General features: G+C 38.8%; 15 protein-coding genes and 2 pseudogenes. 5 read left to right on the top strand and 12 right to left on the bottom strand.

Annotation, left to right across the window (positions count from 1 at the left end; translation table 11 throughout):
- Nucleotides 1-26 precede the first annotated feature (26 nt).
- Nucleotides 27-500 carry a hypothetical protein gene (locus AC2IP4_RS03040; protein WP_375321068.1) on the bottom strand — a complete coding sequence of 158 codons (474 nt, stop codon included), beginning with the start codon at nt 498-500 and terminating at the stop codon, nt 27-29.
- Between the two features lie 143 nt (nt 501-643).
- On the opposite strand from AC2IP4_RS03040, the gene AC2IP4_RS03035 reads away from it, so the two are divergent.
- Nucleotides 644-1,573 carry a helix-turn-helix transcriptional regulator gene (locus AC2IP4_RS03035; RefSeq protein WP_486310547.1) on the top strand — a complete coding sequence of 310 codons (930 nt, stop codon included), beginning with the start codon at nt 644-646 and terminating at the stop codon, nt 1,571-1,573.
- A gap of 375 nt (nt 1,574-1,948) precedes the next feature.
- Here the strand turns inward: AC2IP4_RS03035 and AC2IP4_RS03030 are convergent.
- From AC2IP4_RS03030 to dnaQ, 7 genes and pseudogenes are all read right to left on the bottom strand, one after another.
- Nucleotides 1,949-2,689, bottom strand: a pseudogene (locus tag AC2IP4_RS03030) (IS6 family transposase).
- A gap of 361 nt (nt 2,690-3,050) precedes the next feature.
- Entirely contained in the window at nt 3,051-4,607 is a 1,557-nt protein-coding gene (locus AC2IP4_RS03025; protein ID WP_486310546.1) for a methyl-accepting chemotaxis protein, read from the bottom strand.
- A gap of 569 nt (nt 4,608-5,176) precedes the next feature.
- Nucleotides 5,177-5,917 carry an IS6 family transposase gene (locus AC2IP4_RS03020; RefSeq protein ID WP_486310545.1) on the bottom strand — a complete coding sequence of 247 codons (741 nt, stop codon included), beginning with the start codon at nt 5,915-5,917 and terminating at the stop codon, nt 5,177-5,179.
- A 35-nt stretch (nt 5,918-5,952) separates the two neighbouring features.
- Nucleotides 5,953-6,653, bottom strand: a pseudogene (locus tag AC2IP4_RS03015) (IS4 family transposase); the annotation flags it as partial.
- Between the two features lie 159 nt (nt 6,654-6,812).
- Nucleotides 6,813-6,992 (bottom strand): hypothetical protein, encoded by a 180-nt coding sequence (locus tag AC2IP4_RS03010; RefSeq protein ID WP_105055287.1) that lies wholly within the window; start codon nt 6,990-6,992, stop codon nt 6,813-6,815.
- Nucleotides 6,993-7,164: 172 nt separating this feature from the next.
- The gene (locus AC2IP4_RS03005) at nt 7,165-8,427 is read right to left on the bottom strand and encodes a TIGR03503 family protein (protein WP_486310544.1); all 1,263 of its coding nucleotides are present in this window, start codon (nt 8,425-8,427) and stop codon (nt 7,165-7,167) included.
- A gap of 9 nt (nt 8,428-8,436) precedes the next feature.
- Complete coding sequence (dnaQ, locus tag AC2IP4_RS03000) at nt 8,437-9,165, bottom strand: DNA polymerase III subunit epsilon (protein WP_130044060.1); 729 nt, start codon at nt 9,163-9,165, stop codon at nt 8,437-8,439.
- 37 nt (nt 9,166-9,202) lie between these two features.
- On the opposite strand from dnaQ, the gene rnhA reads away from it, so the two are divergent.
- Nucleotides 9,203-9,676, top strand: a complete 474-nt coding sequence (gene rnhA, locus AC2IP4_RS02995; RefSeq protein WP_375321074.1) for a ribonuclease HI — start codon at nt 9,203-9,205, stop codon at nt 9,674-9,676.
- A gap of 15 nt (nt 9,677-9,691) precedes the next feature.
- On the opposite strand, the gene AC2IP4_RS02990 is transcribed toward rnhA, so the two are convergent.
- Nucleotides 9,692-10,432, bottom strand: coding sequence for a methyltransferase domain-containing protein (locus AC2IP4_RS02990; protein ID WP_375322815.1), 741 nt, complete (start codon nt 10,430-10,432; stop codon nt 9,692-9,694).
- Nucleotides 10,433-10,476: 44 nt separating this feature from the next.
- Here AC2IP4_RS02990 and gloB point away from each other — a divergent pair, with 44 nt between their 5' ends.
- The 3 genes from gloB to AC2IP4_RS02975 all read left to right on the top strand — a co-directional run bounded on the left by gloB (nt 10,477) and on the right by AC2IP4_RS02975 (nt 13,579).
- Complete coding sequence (gloB, locus tag AC2IP4_RS02985; RefSeq protein WP_375321075.1) at nt 10,477-11,235, top strand: hydroxyacylglutathione hydrolase; 759 nt, start codon at nt 10,477-10,479, stop codon at nt 11,233-11,235.
- 113 nt (nt 11,236-11,348) lie between these two features.
- Nucleotides 11,349-12,890: a LysM peptidoglycan-binding domain-containing protein gene (locus AC2IP4_RS02980; RefSeq protein WP_375321076.1), complete on the top strand. Its 1,542-nt coding sequence runs from the start codon at nt 11,349-11,351 to the stop codon at nt 12,888-12,890.
- Nucleotides 12,887-13,579 carry a YIP1 family protein gene (locus AC2IP4_RS02975; RefSeq protein WP_130047693.1) on the top strand — a complete coding sequence of 231 codons (693 nt, stop codon included), beginning with the start codon at nt 12,887-12,889 and terminating at the stop codon, nt 13,577-13,579. Before AC2IP4_RS02980 ends, AC2IP4_RS02975 begins: the two co-directional genes overlap by 4 nt.
- On the opposite strand, the gene AC2IP4_RS02970 is transcribed toward AC2IP4_RS02975, so the two are convergent.
- The 3 genes from AC2IP4_RS02970 to AC2IP4_RS02960 form a co-directional block, all read right to left on the bottom strand.
- Nucleotides 13,560-14,426: an endonuclease/exonuclease/phosphatase family protein gene (locus tag AC2IP4_RS02970; RefSeq protein WP_486310543.1), complete on the bottom strand. Its 867-nt coding sequence runs from the start codon at nt 14,424-14,426 to the stop codon at nt 13,560-13,562. The genes AC2IP4_RS02975 and AC2IP4_RS02970 overlap by 20 nt on opposite strands.
- An 86-nt stretch (nt 14,427-14,512) precedes the next feature.
- Nucleotides 14,513-14,851 carry a nitrogen regulatory protein P-II gene (gene glnB, locus AC2IP4_RS02965; protein WP_060991646.1) on the bottom strand — a complete coding sequence of 113 codons (339 nt, stop codon included), beginning with the start codon at nt 14,849-14,851 and terminating at the stop codon, nt 14,513-14,515.
- 77 nt (nt 14,852-14,928) lie between these two features.
- Nucleotides 14,929-15,240 (bottom strand): c-type cytochrome, encoded by a 312-nt coding sequence (locus tag AC2IP4_RS02960; protein WP_130047695.1) that lies wholly within the window; start codon nt 15,238-15,240, stop codon nt 14,929-14,931.

The following is a 15,240-nucleotide window of genomic DNA, read 5'->3' as shown; positions in this document are numbered from 1 at the left end:
TTTTATTATATAGAGAGGCATCAATACTAATTAATTTGTTTGATCCAAACCTGAGGAAACTGTAGGTCATTACTTTGAATTTCTAAACTTTTAAAATTATCATTCTCAACCACAGCTCTAATTAACCCTTCTGTTTTACCAAATGAACACGAATTACTCTTAATCTTAAAAAAAGCGGCTTGTTCTTCAAGAATTAAATTAATCAATGCTTTATCCTTACAATGATTAAATGTAATCTCTAACTTGCCATCATCTAATATCACCAGATTTAAAATATCATCGTCAATTTGTGCACTATAATATCCTGCAAGCTGTGATAAATCTATTGGCTCACCTTTATTCAAATTCAATTCAAACTCACCACTATAAGATGAACAGAGCCATACCTTATCTTCAGGAGTACAAGTATATTCTCCATTGTTAAATGCAACCACATTCAATTTATTATCCAACTTTCCTGAATGGCTACTTTGACGATCACGAACATCCCACAATGTCATCAATATCTCTTCAGATTCACTCGCGGTGACTTCTAAAATGCTCTAGCCGTGAGTGTTGATGCCCTAATCAAACGAAAAGGTAGAAGTCTTAAATAAATTGTAATAGCATAGTGATATTAAGAATAATATTGTGAGGCTAAGGAATGCCAATAACATTTGCAAAGTTCCTCGAGTACGTAAGAACAGACAGAATTTTGACACAACAAGAAATGGTTGATCTACTTAGCTCATCAGATCCTGCGCTTTCTAAGCTTGATCTTACTACTTTTAGCCGTTGGGAACGCGGCGTCACCTCTCCAAAACTATCGAAACAGCTACTTATAGCACGAGTGATGGAAGAAGATGTAGTACAACTTATAGACCCTAACGTTAAAGCAAAAGAAAAGAACAAACGACATTTCGATAAAATGACCAACCGTATTCTCTACCCTTACACCGTCACGCCGAGTACATTTTCCCATTATCACCATGGTTCATTGCTTAAACAGCAGGGTCTATGTGAACAATTGAGCGGGTTCCACCATGATTATATGGGCATATCCATCAATGCCGAGGATCTACAAACAAGCGAGTTGGTTGCAAATACATTCAGTGATTCTGCTGGCATGTTAGTCGGTCATCTACTTTATGGCTTTATACCAGTGAATCAACCTGCTGCTGCCATTTCCCCAGACCAGCTATCAGCCTGCCCTTTCATTGGCTATGACAATAGTTCAGAAAAAATAGCCGATATGTATGTAGTCTCTACCTATGGTTCACTACCTGCACCTAGGATGGTGAGCATTTTGTTGATGCTAGATATACTTTGTGCCAACACTCAAGTAAAACACTTAGTTTTGAATTGCCATGACCAAGAGGCTTTTGCACTATTTGAAACCAGTACCGAATGTGAAATACTTGCAAAAGGAAGTGAAGTGCCGTTTGGTGGGATTAAGGTATTCGGAAAAAACTATAGGTACGTACAGCTTAGGATAAAAGCTGAAACAATACTTGCATTAAAGGTCATCTCAAGCCTTATTCCTTTTGCTAGAGAATACATTCAAAGCTTGTTAGGAAGCAGTGAGACTAAATAAGTAGGAACTAGGGTTGTAGTAGATATCTCCTAGTTTGTAGTGGTACATTGAATTTTATCACTTATCAAAACTACCCGGTAATTGAACCTCGGCACGAAAGCCATTATTAAATCTCAGCACCACAATATTCGACTGCTCTTCTACTGGCTCTGTTACGATAATGGGATGAATTTTTGTTGTAAATTCTGACTCGCAGAGCTTCTTTGACAAATAATAAAGGGTTTAGTAGCTTATTTCATTATCAATACAAAATTTCTTGATAGATTACTATCTTAAAATATTAGCCCAATGGCCGCGCTTACTTTGCTAATTCATAATACCGGGGTTGTTGCAAATAATCTGAGTTAGTAAATAAGTCCTACAATTGACTCATTATTATTGAAAAACGACCTCAACATTGAATAAGCGATTGAGAAAGGCGGATCTCTCCCGCGCTATCGTTTTACGTTTATCATTGCGTAACCAGAAATCAAATTGTCCCTTATTCAGCATTCGTAAAGACTCAAACCCTTGAATGGTTGACCAAGCTCGTTTTCTTAGCTTGAAACCACCAGTGGCCACAATCAACTTCTTAATGGGAGCATGATCGGATTCAATCCCATTGTTGAGAGTTTTAACTTGGCGTTGCTTAACATCAGATCGGAGTCGTCCCTCTTCTTTTAATCGTGCAATGGCATTGGCGTATGAGGAATGTTTATCTGTATTTAACGTTTTAGCCTGCTGCTCTAGCTCATAGCATCGTAAGCAACGCCTAAGAAATTGATAAGCGGCATCTTTATTTCTCTTGTGAGAGAAATAAAAATCCAAGGTTTCCCCTTGTTTATTGATGGCTCGATACAGGTAGTTCCATTTTCCCTTTACTTTCACGTAAGTTTCATCGAGTTGTCAGGAGCTATCAGTTTGGATGAATTGATAATTACGACGTAACTTTTTACGTAATTTAGGGGAATATTCAATAAACCAACGATAGATAGTAGAACGATTAACCGATATGCCTCGCTCTGCGAGCATATCACTGAGATTTACGTAACTCATTGGTGTGGAACCATACCAGCGTAAGCACCAAAGTATAATTTCTGGTGCGAAGTGTTTCCATTTAAATTCAGAATTGGTCATTAGCTACGAAATGGTATGAAAGATTGTGGGATCTTGACGTTAAACTGAATTTTTTGCAACAACCCCAATTAGCAGAAGAGTACGGAAAACTAACCTCTTTTCTAGAGTTTAGAGAAAACTACTATCAACGCCATATTGAACGCTATCGCCTAGAAGCCACCAAAACCGCGGCCCCGGGAAGGGTCATTGATTTTGCTTTTTATAAAGAAGCAAAACGAATATTGGAAAAATGCTGTCATCGTTATGGCAATCAAGGCCAATGCCTCTTCCCAAGGGAAGAGCTAGGAAGTCATCGAGCTATTGTTTATATGCTATTACTACAATTGATGTCAAATCCACTTTTCAAAATAGGTTTACTAGATCAATTGTTGAATGTCGTACTTAAGATATTTATTTTATTGGCACAGTTATTCACATTTATTCCATTGGCATTAACCTGTTGAGATATATCAGCATTTCTACGTGAAATATCATCAATAGTATGGACGCTTTGAGTGACTTGATTTGCAACTACACTTTGTTCTTCTGTTGCAGTGGCAATTTGAGCTGTAATGTCGCTGATCTCATTCATTTTATCCATAATTTGTCCCATTGCCTGTTTAGCTTGAATAGATTCATGAGTACACTGTTCCGCGTTATCTTTACTGGTGAGCATTACATCACTCCAGTGCTTTAAAGTCGTTTGCAGTTCAATAACCGATTTTTGTATATGAACAGTAGCATCTTGCGTTCTACTTGCTAACGTTCGAACTTCGTCAGCGACAACAGCAAATCCACGTCCTTGCTCACCTGCGCGAGCAGCTTCGATAGCCGCGTTTAAAGCGAGTAAATTTGTTTGATCGGCGATACCTTGAATTTCAGACATTATTGTTGAGATATTATCGGCATCAACAACGAGTTTAGTCGCACTAATTACAGCATTTTCAACATCAGATGTTAACTCGGAAATTTTATTTTGTGTGGCATCTAGAACAGTAACAGTTTGTTGGCATAACTGTTGAACACCTTGTACCTGATCATGTGCACCATTGGTATTCTGGCTAACGTCTCCAATCGTTGTGCTCATTTCAGTGATGGCTGTCGCAAGTTGGGTTAAATGTGAGTTTTCTTCTATAAGACCTTTCATAGAAAGCTTCGATGATATTTCAAGTTCACTTGCTAAAGAAGTTAAGTGTTCCCCCATGTCTTTACTACGCCCGAGTATGGTTCTTACTTTCGCGTTCAACATGGTTACTGGGTAATTTGCAATTGCAATTAGCCCTTTGCCAGAGAAAATATATCGAGAAGGACTATCAATGGTACTTTTAAGTTGATTTATAAACTTGGGGAGCCGGAATAATTCTTCATAAAAAATAATGGATAACCCGCCAAATATAAAAGCGGGTAAAAACATATACACAAACATGCTGTGAGCTAAAAGCCAGATAATTATATGGCTAGCAAAAAATAAGGCTACGGCCAGCGCACGTTTTAAAGCGAAGTTAGCATGAAAGTCGTGTACCTTTTTCCCATTGTTTAAATCATTATAAAGTTGTTGTGCATCTTGCTTTTGCTTTAACGTGGGGCGAACCCGTACAGATTGGTAACCGATGATATTATCATTTTCATATATAGGAGTTACGTAAGCGTCCACCCAGTAATAATCGCCATTTTTGCATCTATTTTTCACCACGCCACGCCATGACTCGCCACTTTGTAATTTCTGCCACATGTCCTTAAAAGCAACCTTAGGCATATCCGGATGTCGGACAGTACTGTGTGGCTTCCCCTTTAATTCATCAAGTGTGTAACCGGCTACCTTACAGAAACTATCATTAGCATAAGTGATTATGCTCTGCAGATCTGTGATGGATAAAAGTTGCTCTGATGATGGGAAATCAATTTCCGTATTAGTAATGTAAACGTGAGTTTCTCTCATTGTAATTCCTTTAAAGCATTATTATTATTATTAGGGGCTATTCACGTACTGGTGAGCTAAAATGTTAGAATAGAACGTGCTCTGTTGCCCCACCGACTTCAAATTTAACATTGGTGTTTTGTGAGTGAGAAAAGGCGACTTGAACTCGACGAACCACATCAGATATCATGTCTGATTCTTATTTCTTTTTCGAATAATGTGCACAGAATGATATCCATTCAGATGCAGGTAAGGCTTTACTGTATAACCACCCTTGAACGACATACACCCCAAGCGCTGAATTCTATCTAGAAATAAACAAAGAAATGTCATGTAAATGTAATAATGCGTATAGAAAATCAATAATACATTAACACACCCTATGATTAACTAATTGATTAGCATGATAAATTCATCTCAAAAACAACCCCATTTGTCACATTAATCATACTGTCCAGTTAACAGTGACAGCCGCTCATCTATTTCATCTCGTCTTCGCTTAGACTGATTTAAATAGCGTTCGGTCATGGCTAAACGGGGTTGTTGCAAATAATCTGAGTTAGTAAATAAGTCCTACAATTGACTCATTATTATTGAAAAACGACCTCAACATTGAATAAGCGATTGAGAAAGGCGGATCTCTCCCGCGCTATCGTTTTACGTTTATCATTGCGTAACCAGAAATCAAATTGTCCCTTATTCAGCATTCGTAAAGACTCAAACCCTTGAATGGTTGACCAAGCTCGTTTTCTTAGCTTGAAACCACCAGTGGCCACAATCAACTTCTTAATGGGAGCATGATCGGATTCAATCCCATTGTTGAGAGTTTTAACTTGGCGTTGCTTAACATCAGATCGGAGTCGTCCCTCTTCTTTTAATCGTGCAATAGCATTGGCGTATGAGGAATGTTTATCTGTATTTAACGTTTTAGGCTGCTGCTCTAGCTCATAGCATCGTAAGCAACGCCTAAGAAATTGATAAGCGGCATCTTTATTTCTCTTGTAAGAGAAATAAAAATCCAAGGTTTCCCCTTGTTTATTGATGGCTCGATACAGGTAGTTCCATTTTCCCTTTACTTTCACGTAAGTTTCATCGAGTTGCCAGGAGCTATCAGTTTGGATGAATTGATAATTACGACGTAACTTTTTACGTAATTTAGGGGAATATTCAATAAACCAACGATAGATAGTAGAACGATTAACCGATATGCCTCGCTCTGCGAGCATATCACTGAGATTTGCGTAACTCATTGGTGTGGAACCATACCAGCGTAAGCACCAAAGTATAATTTCTGGTGCGAAGTATTTCCATTTAAATTCAGAATTGGTCATTAGCTACGAAATGGTATGAAAGATTGTGGGATCTTGACGTTAAACTGAATTTTTTGCAACAACCCCAACCAGTGACTGTTAGATGCTGCTTTTTGCCTGTTAATCAGTAAATCAGTAAATCTGCAGAGAAATAGCAACGATCGAATAAGGTTAGTGAGTTAGCGGGAACGTCAGTTAGCAGGCGATGTGCTAATGTCGCTTCACCAACATTACACGCATCAAACGATGCGCCCAGCATCATGCGAGTTTCAGCTGCCATTAATCCAACTAATCGAAGCTGAGGATAAGGTTTATAGTTCTTAGAAATGAAGCCAAATGATTCAGCATTTTCTTCTGAATCTGGACATCGAAAAGTCGTACCGTCAACAGCAAGAACATTGAGATTTAGTACGCTGTTTAGCTGAAGCGCATCGGTTTACCACGCCGAAACAGCTGTTTTAAAAAGTGCAGCTAAGGGAGCCTCATCCAATCGACGTCGACTGTCCGTGAGTACACTAGGCGCAACTCTAGACCAACTATTTTCTGGTTGAGGTTGAAGAGCTAAGTCTAGAGAGCTGCATACTTCCTTGATTGACTTGTTGCGTTGTAAACCCATCCAAATAACGAGCCATACGGCTTGTTGAGCTGGTAATCGGCGACGCCGAATACTTGTTTTGTTAGTATTATGAAGAGCCTGTTCAATCCATTCCATCTCAATAGCATTAACAACAAACTCATAGTTACTACTGTTTTCTATCGTTTCATGCGCTTGGTTTAACTCATCAACTAACGTATAAAAATCCCTACCAACAAAAGTTAGTAGGGATTATCACGTGATCTTAGGATCGTTCAAGTACCTTAAACGATCGGCATTAAGAGTATATGCACTGGCCTTTTATTCTACTTATTTTGGGCTTTATTTATTTAAATTAACAACTAACTTTAAATAAATAATCTCTTCAATAGATAAGTAATCAATACTGCTATTATTCATACCCAATAAGCCACAGCAAATTAAAGAACTTATTTGTGCACCCTTATTCTTTGTTAACATTTCGTTAAAAGCAGCTTCTAGCATTACTTTTTGCTTATCCAAAATATCGCCCTCTTCAATAATTGATAGAAGTATATTTAATAAGTGGCGTTAGTGCAAATTTTATAAAAAAGCAAACGCTAATTTTAGAACAAATGTAACAGAATGAAAAAATACGAACAAAAAAAATACTATTCTGCGGCTTTTTATTATTTTTGCATCCCCTCAAGTAAAGTTAGACTTTAGGTGGTGGTGGCATAGATAGTTTTTCTGATTTTGGCGCCACTGCTTTCAATTGTCTCATTGCATTAACTTTTTTCCAACCAAAGATAGCCCCAAAAATAAGAACAATAATCAGTAGATTTCCAAGCACTACATAAATCCAAAACCACTTACGAGCTTCTGCTCGTTCTTCTTCTAATTTCTTTTGCGCATCAATTTTACGCTGTTCAGCTTCAGCCTTAATTCGAGCTTCATAAGCGGCTTTTAAGTCAATTGGTTCTGTCACACCATAACTGTGCTTACCAAGAAAAAACTGAAGAGGACGATCTGTTGCCATATCAGTTGCATACACCCAACCTGACCATGTATTTTTACCCGACATATAGCTGTTTGGTAAGTCAAAATACAATTTTTCATCATCTTTATTAGATTGTGCTTGAGTTACTCTTGTTACTTTATTTGGATTAATCTGTTCTATATGACCCGCAAGTGAACCTGCTTTTATTACTCCCGCCTCGGTATCAATAGTCATTGAATGGCTTTGATTTTCATTACGAGCTTGAGTAAAGCTTGCTCTGATTGGTGATGGATAAACCAGAACATCTTGCTCTACTGTTCTTAAAAACACGCCATTACGAGATTGAATTCGGACCCAATATTTACCCGGCTTAATATTAATAGGCAAATTAGCCGTAAAGATCCCATCCGCCGCCACTTCATCAAGATCTTCGCCATTATCTTCAAAAGTACCTAATACTTCGGCTAACGGACGAGCTTCTTTTACAAGATCTTTTTCATTCGCAAGGTAGGGAGTAAACGTCACATTTAATTTAATACGATTCAAAAAATCACGTAAAACAAGAGGTTTGCCATCTTGCAGCAACCGAGCAGTAAATTTTAAACTTTCCGATTGATAGAGTTTTTTCGGTAACGAATCCACATTAAGTGTTAGATTCGATAAAATTTTAACTTTATTTTCAGGTGTTATTTTACCTATAGCTTGCCAAGGACCCGGCATTGGATTCTCAATGGAAATAATATCCATTCCATTTTCTTCATACCAAGCAACATTTTCTGGGTGCTCCCAAGCATAATATTTTGTTCCATCAGGACGAACTAAGGTTACTGCTTGAGATGCCTTTTCTCTGTAAACCAAAAAAGAGACTTGCTTTATGGTTGGATCAACACGAAAACGGTTATCCAGCCACGACATTTCAGTACTCTTTGCCCAAGAAAGCATTGGGAAAAACAGTACAATGATCAATAACCGCCACATATTACACTCCTAACTACGCCACAAACAGGCATCACCAACGATATCTAAGCGCTTTTCATGCGCTTCTATTTCATCGGCCGTAGCATGCAAAACCTTTAATCCTTTTCTTCCTGAATTCAATCTTTTAATGCTTTCTTCTGAGGAATCGGATTGATTACCAGCATTAAAACTCAAGCTTGTTTGTCCACCCGTCATTAATAAGTAAACATCAGCTAGAATTTCGGCATCGAGTAAAGCGCCGTGAAGCGTACGATGTGAGTTATCAATTCCATAGCGCTCACAAAGAATATCAAGGTTATTACGCTTACCTGGGAAGATTTTCTTCGCCATGGCCAAGGTATCGGTAATCTTACAATACTGATCCGTAGTACCGATAAGCTTGTTTAATTTACTGAATTCATAATCCATGAAGCCAACATCAAAGGGCGCGTTATGAGCAACCAGCTCCGCACCTTTTATGAAGGCTAAAAATTCATCATGAATATCTTTATATTCTGGTTTGTCATACAAAAACTCATCAGTAATACCATGAACATCAATTGCCTCAAGATCAATTAATCGATCAGGCTTAATGTATACATGAAAGTGATTACCGGTTAATTTTCGATTGATGATCTCGACTGCACCAATCTCAACAATACGGTGACCTTCATAAACAGGTCCACCCGAAAAGTTCATACCTGTGGTTTCTGTATCGAGAACAATAATTCGATTAGGGGAATTGTCGCTAGTATTCATAGGCTCATTTGTGTCAGACTATTTCTAAATTCTTCTAATGATAACAGAGATAATGAAGCAGGTTGAAATTTTCACAGATGGTTCTTGTTTAGGAAATCCAGGTCCTGGTGGTTACGGTATTGTAATGCGCTATAAAGGTACAGAAAAAACGTTTTCTGAGGGGTTTAATCAAACGACTAATAATCGTATGGAAATGCTTGCTGCCGTGGTTGCTCTACGTAATCTAAAAGAGCCATGCTCTGTCGTACTAACTACAGACAGCCAATACGTTCGCCAAGGGATCACTCAATGGATCCATGGATGGAAAAAACGAGGTTGGAAAAAAGCAGATAAAAAAACCGTGGTAAACGCAGATCTTTGGAAACAGCTTGATGCAGAAGCTGAACGCCATACTGTTGACTGGCGTTGGGTAAAAGGTCACGCTGGACATCGTGAAAATGAAATGTGTGATGATCTAGCAAGAACTGCGGCAGAAAACCCGACTCAAGATGATGCAGGTTACCCCGGCTAGTTTTATGAAAAAATGTTATTTTGACTCAGTTTTACTTTGATGAGTCTGTGCCACTGAAATAGGAGCCAACTTCGGCTTCTTTTTCCACGCCGACTTTATTGGTCTTAATGGATAAGTCCTTTTTCTTGCAACTATAAAATAAATCCCACTGATTGGTTTTACTGACTCCCCTCCTAAATTTTCAAACCATGTCCATACCGTTCGATAACGAGTTAAAGGCGCTAATGCAAAGCAATCGCTATAAACCACTTCAAAATTTAATACACTAAGCCAATCTTTAATCCGGTGTGGCGTAAACATTCGCCCACTCCACGGTAGATTATTTTTTCTCCATGGAAATAAGCTCGCTAGTCCAATTGCACTCATCGGGTTAAAGCCAGTCAAAATAACGTAGCCATCATTAATTAAAACTCTATCAATTTCTCTTAATAATTGATGCGGATCTGATGAGTAATCAAGTTGGTGCGCAAGCACACACGCATCGATACTTTTTTCTAAAAAAGGCAGTTGAGGCAATTCAGAGACAATATTTTTTAATGAATTTTTGTTATCTAGGTTAACTTGGTGTTTAATATTACAGAAACGGCTATCAAGTTCAGCACTGAGCCCACCAATTTTAAGCATATGGTAACCAAACAATTTAGGGCACCATTCATCCAGACGTGATTGAATTAGCTCTCCTATCCACTCTCCGTGAGGGATATCAGACCATGAATGCGGTTTTTCAATTTTTTTATCAAGCAGTGCTGGCTTAATCAATATCGTTACCTATTTACGCTACAAAATTTGGAGAAAGGTTAATGCTATCAATAAAAAGCATACCTGCATTTAATGATAATTACATTTGGTTAATTCACAACAATGATAATCACTGTGTTGTTGTTGATCCAGGTGACGCGACACCTGTTTTAGAGTGCATCAAAGCTCATAATTTTATTTTAGATGCAATTTTGATCACTCACCACCACCATGATCATATAGGGGGAGTCCCTGAACTTGTTCGTCAGTTTCCTAATATCAATGTTGTTGGACCTGAAAATGAACCGATTCCAACCTTAACTCACCCTGTAGGTGATGGCGATTTTGTTGAGTTATTCAATGAACAATTCATGGTTCTTGGCGTTGAAGGACACACAAAAGGCCACATTGCCTATGTGGGAGATGAAAAACTTTTTTGTGGTGACGCATTGTTCTCTGCTGGCTGTGGCCGTTTATTTGAAGGTACAGCCAAAGAAATGTTTCATTCACTGCAAAAACTGGCTGCTCTACCGGATGAAACAGAAGTATATTGTGCTCATGAATATACTGCATCCAATTTAGCATTTGCATTAGCAGTAGAGCCTGATAATGATTACCTACAACAATATCGTGAAAAAGTATTACATCTTCGAGCGAATGGAAAGTCGACCATTCCATCAACAATGCAACGCGAGAAATTAATTAATCCTTTTTTACGAACAAATGAAAATAGTGTAAAAAAAGCGGTTGTGAATAAAGTCTCAGAAAGTACCGAACTTGAGACCTTTACCGCATTAAGAAGATGGAAAGATGAGTTTTAAGTATGAAACTTGTTTGATGTGTGGTTGCAACGTATTATCCGTGTCCAAATAAAAAATATGAATGCCAATATCATGCTGTGATGTTGGCATAAGCACACTGAAGGCAATACACAATGAAACTAAAATTCCATTGGATTGGATTAGCGCTATTAGCAGGCTGCCAAACCGCACCTCCTCCAGAGCAAACTCAGACAGAAACCGCCTCAACGGTTACCGCACCTTCAAAAAAAGACACCACACCTTCTGAAGTAAAACCAGTTTTAACGCCTCAAGAACAAGAAGATGTTTGGCAGCGTATTGCTATGCAATTAAACATGCCAATCCCTGACCATAAGTCTGTAGATTATTACCGTAACTGGTACACAAAGCACCCAAATCACTTACGAACAGTGGCAAAACGAGCTCAACCTTTCCTATATATGATCACAGTTGAGATCGAAAAGCGCGGCTTACCTATGGAATTAGTCCTTCTTCCTGTAGTAGAGAGTGCGTTTGACCCATTTGCTTATTCTCATGGTAGTGCAGCGGGTCTATGGCAATTCGTTCCTGGCACAGCAGATCGCTTTAAGTTAGAGCGTAATTGGTGGTATGACGGACGTCGTGACGTTCCAGCGGCAACAAATGCGGCTTTAGATTATATGGAGTATTTTGATAGCCGCTTCAATGGTGATTGGCAAAACTCAATAGCATCCTACAACAGTGGTGCAGGTCGAGTATCAAGAGCCATGACTAAGAATAGAAAACTAGGTAAACCAACCGATTTCTTTTCATTAGATTTACCAGAAGAAACCAGTGGTTACGTCCCTAAATTGCTTGCTCTTGCTGATATCATAAAAAATCATGAAAAATACGGTGTAGAACTGCCACCTATTCCAAATAAACCAGTCCTTGAAATGGTAGATCCTAAACAACAACTCGATCTTGCTATTGCTGCTGAATTTGCAGGTATTTCAATCACTGAATTACAAGGTTACAACCCAGCTTACAACCAATGGGCTACCTCTCCAGACGGTCCTTATCATCTGTTATTACCTATTGAAAACGTAGCGCAATTTAATGCTAATTTAAAGAAAAATGGCGATAAAACCATTAAGGTCGTACGTTACAAAGTACAACCTGGTGATACCATTAGTCAATTAGCAGTAAAACACAACACAACAACAAATATCATAGAGCAAACTAATGATTTAAATGGTTCAAGCATTCGTGTTGGGCAATACTTATTAATCCCAACCGCCTCACAAGGCAATAAAACGTATGCGCTAAGTGCCCCACAGCGCTTGAAAAAAACTCAAGCGAAAGCAAAAGGGAAATACAAGTTAGCCCATAAAGTTAAGGACGGTGAAAGTTTATGGAGCATTGCTCGTGACAACTCGATTTCATACCGGGATCTAGCAAAATGGAACGGCATGGCACCAAAGGATTCATTACGTGTAGGTCAAAACTTAGTGATTTGGAAAAACAGCTCTGATGGCGCAATCATCCGAACTGTACATTATCAAATCAGACAAGGGGATAACCTAAGCTCTATCGCACAGAAATTCAGTGTCTCTGTGACAGATATTATGAAATGGAATAACATCGAACGTGGCTCTTACATTAAGCCAGGTCAAAAATTAAAACTTTACGTTGATGTTACTAAGGTAAACGTATGACACCGTCTTCAAATCCATTGATCTTATTGGTCGATATCTTCCGATCACCTGCTGACTGTTTTGCCGCGCTATACGAGCGTGGCAAATGGGCATGGCTACCTTATATTTTATTGGTCTTCGCACCATTCATGTTTTGGGGAACCTATTTCGATTTAGTGAATTTCGAATGGGTAACCACTAACTTAACCGCCCAAATAGAAAGTATTGGTGGGCAAGTTCAACCTGAATGGTTAACTAAAGAGATATTACTGGCCGGCGAAGTGATTAACGATGTTATGGGCCGAACTGCGACTATTCTGCTATTAGCATTGTGGTTCAAACTGGCAACAAAACAGAGCCAATATCAGCACGGTTACTTCAAATGGGTAGCAGGCAGCACCATTGTGATGTTCCCTGCATTAATTGGTGATATCGCAAGTTACGCTAGCCTATTGCTTAATCACGCGAATATCATGCCTTACGCTGCCGATTTAAACAGCTTAAATGGCTTAATGAAGTTACCAATGACAGATCACTGGTCTGCTTATGCGAGTTCTTTCCCACTACTAATGCCTTGGTATATTGCGCTAAGCTATGCTGCTTTAGGCGCATGGACAGACTTAGAGCGCTCAAAGGCACTTATCATTGCCATTCTACCTTGGGTTAGCTGCTTTACATTGTGGGGCTTTGTTACGGCGTTTTCAGGCTAAAACTTACCTGTAAAGGGTTATGATCAGAAGCGTTGCTCTTTATTGAGTGCGCTTCTTTTACTTTTAATCCACGATAAAAAATATGGTCTAACGGTAAGCCTGTAATAAAACGCATTCTTTCATCTGGTGTAAAGATCACTTCTTTTAAATTCAACCGTTCAGTTTGCTGGGTTAATTCACTTAACCTTGCATCACTCCAAGTATTAAAATCACCTGCAACAATTAAAGGACCTTGCTGTTCTTCGACCTCCTTAGAGAGCGACTCTATTTGGTTTTTATAGTCTTCAGTACCTAAGGTAAAGTTAATCGCATGAAGATTAACAACCATCAAGTTTTCACCATTCGAAAGTCTATATTCAGACAGCAGCGCCGATTTAGGCAAGCGAAGCCAAGGCTCTATTGCGGTATGCGCACACACTTTGGTTGCCGGCGATTTTGCTAACGTTAATACACCTGCGCTAGTATCAAACACATCAAAGGCACGCACTAATTCTGCTGAGTAGGATCTATCAATCACAAATTGCTTTAGCTCAGGCGTTAGACTGGCTTCTTGCAACAACACTAAATCTGATGGTTCAGATAATGCCTTTAATGCTTTTTCCCAATCCACTTTCTGTTGTTTATAAATATTCCACACCAATACATTCAATTGACCATTACGGTCAATCGGTGCAGAAACATCAAACTGAGCACAACCGGATTTATATTGAGGAACAACTTGCTCTGGTGTTGAGGAGATCTCAATAAATTCAGGATCTGTAGGTACAGTGAAAATAAATGCCTTTGCCGTCAACGTTAAACCAACAGCAATCGCAGCACATGATAATAAGCGGGTTTTCATTTTCATAAACAAAAAAAGGAGTGAATCATCACTCCTTCCTTAAATAGTAATAATGCTAACTAGATTAGCAGATACTCATGTTTATGTGGGTATTAAATTGCGTCTTCGTCTTCTTCACCTGTACGGATACGAATAACTCGACTCACATCTGTGATAAAGATTTTACCATCACCAATTTTACCTGTTTGCGCCGTTTCAATAATCGCATCAACACACTGATCAACCACGTCATCAGTCACTACGATTTCTAATTTCACTTTAGGTAAAAAATCAACCATATATTCAGCGCCACGGTACAACTCTGTATGACCTTTTTGACGACCAAAACCTTTAACTTCAGAGACAGTCATACCTGTAATACCGACATCAGCAAGGCTTTCACGCACATCATCAAGTTTAAATGGCTTAATAATGGCTTCGATCTTTTTCATATTAGTCCCTTAACATTCATAAATAGTATCCACCCATTATCCTTGAGCCAAAGCGAACATACAACCTAGGAATCACATTACTTCATTGTTGAGTAATACGCCGCTAAATTTGCCATATCTGCATCATTTAGCATTGCTGCCATTGGTTGCATTACTGCTGAATTACCACCACTTCGTTGCTTATTTTTATACGCTTTCAATGAAGATTCAATATATTGAGCATTTTGACCTTTCAGGTTTGGATAACCTGGAATAACCGCAATACCATCAGCGCCATGACAAGAAGCACATATCGCCGATTTTGCCTTCCCTGCTGCCGCATCCCCTGCCGCTAGTGTTGGTGCTGATGCAAATAAAGCGACAAACGCCAATCCAATTATTTTTTTCAT

Source organism: Aliivibrio thorii (assembly GCF_057368585.1).
Note: the sequence above shows the minus strand (reverse complement) of the source record. Positions and strands in the feature narration are given on the sequence as shown.

Coding starts and splice junctions, on each gene's coding strand:
- AC2IP4_RS03040 (WP_375321068.1), bottom strand. CDS start 500: ATGACATTGTGGGATGTTCGTGATCGTCAAAGTAGCCATTCAGGAAAG.
- AC2IP4_RS03035 (WP_486310547.1), top strand. CDS start 644: ATGCCAATAACATTTGCAAAGTTCCTCGAGTACGTAAGAACAGACAGA.
- AC2IP4_RS03025 (WP_486310546.1), bottom strand. CDS start 4,607: ATGAGAGAAACTCACGTTTACATTACTAATACGGAAATTGATTTCCCA.
- AC2IP4_RS03020 (WP_486310545.1), bottom strand. CDS start 5,917: ATGACCAATTCTGAATTTAAATGGAAATACTTCGCACCAGAAATTATA.
- AC2IP4_RS03005 (WP_486310544.1), bottom strand. CDS start 8,427: ATGTGGCGGTTATTGATCATTGTACTGTTTTTCCCAATGCTTTCTTGG.
- dnaQ (WP_130044060.1), bottom strand. CDS start 9,165: ATGAATACTAGCGACAATTCCCCTAATCGAATTATTGTTCTCGATACA.
- rnhA (WP_375321074.1), top strand. CDS start 9,203: ATGATAACAGAGATAATGAAGCAGGTTGAAATTTTCACAGATGGTTCT.
- gloB (WP_375321075.1), top strand. CDS start 10,477: ATGCTATCAATAAAAAGCATACCTGCATTTAATGATAATTACATTTGG.
- AC2IP4_RS02980 (WP_375321076.1), top strand. CDS start 11,349: ATGAAACTAAAATTCCATTGGATTGGATTAGCGCTATTAGCAGGCTGC.
- AC2IP4_RS02975 (WP_130047693.1), top strand. CDS start 12,887: ATGACACCGTCTTCAAATCCATTGATCTTATTGGTCGATATCTTCCGA.
- AC2IP4_RS02970 (WP_486310543.1), bottom strand. CDS start 14,426: ATGAAAATGAAAACCCGCTTATTATCATGTGCTGCGATTGCTGTTGGT.
- glnB (WP_060991646.1), bottom strand. CDS start 14,851: ATGAAAAAGATCGAAGCCATTATTAAGCCATTTAAACTTGATGATGTG.
- AC2IP4_RS02960 (WP_130047695.1), bottom strand. CDS start 15,240: ATGAAAAAAATAATTGGATTGGCGTTTGTCGCTTTATTTGCATCAGCA.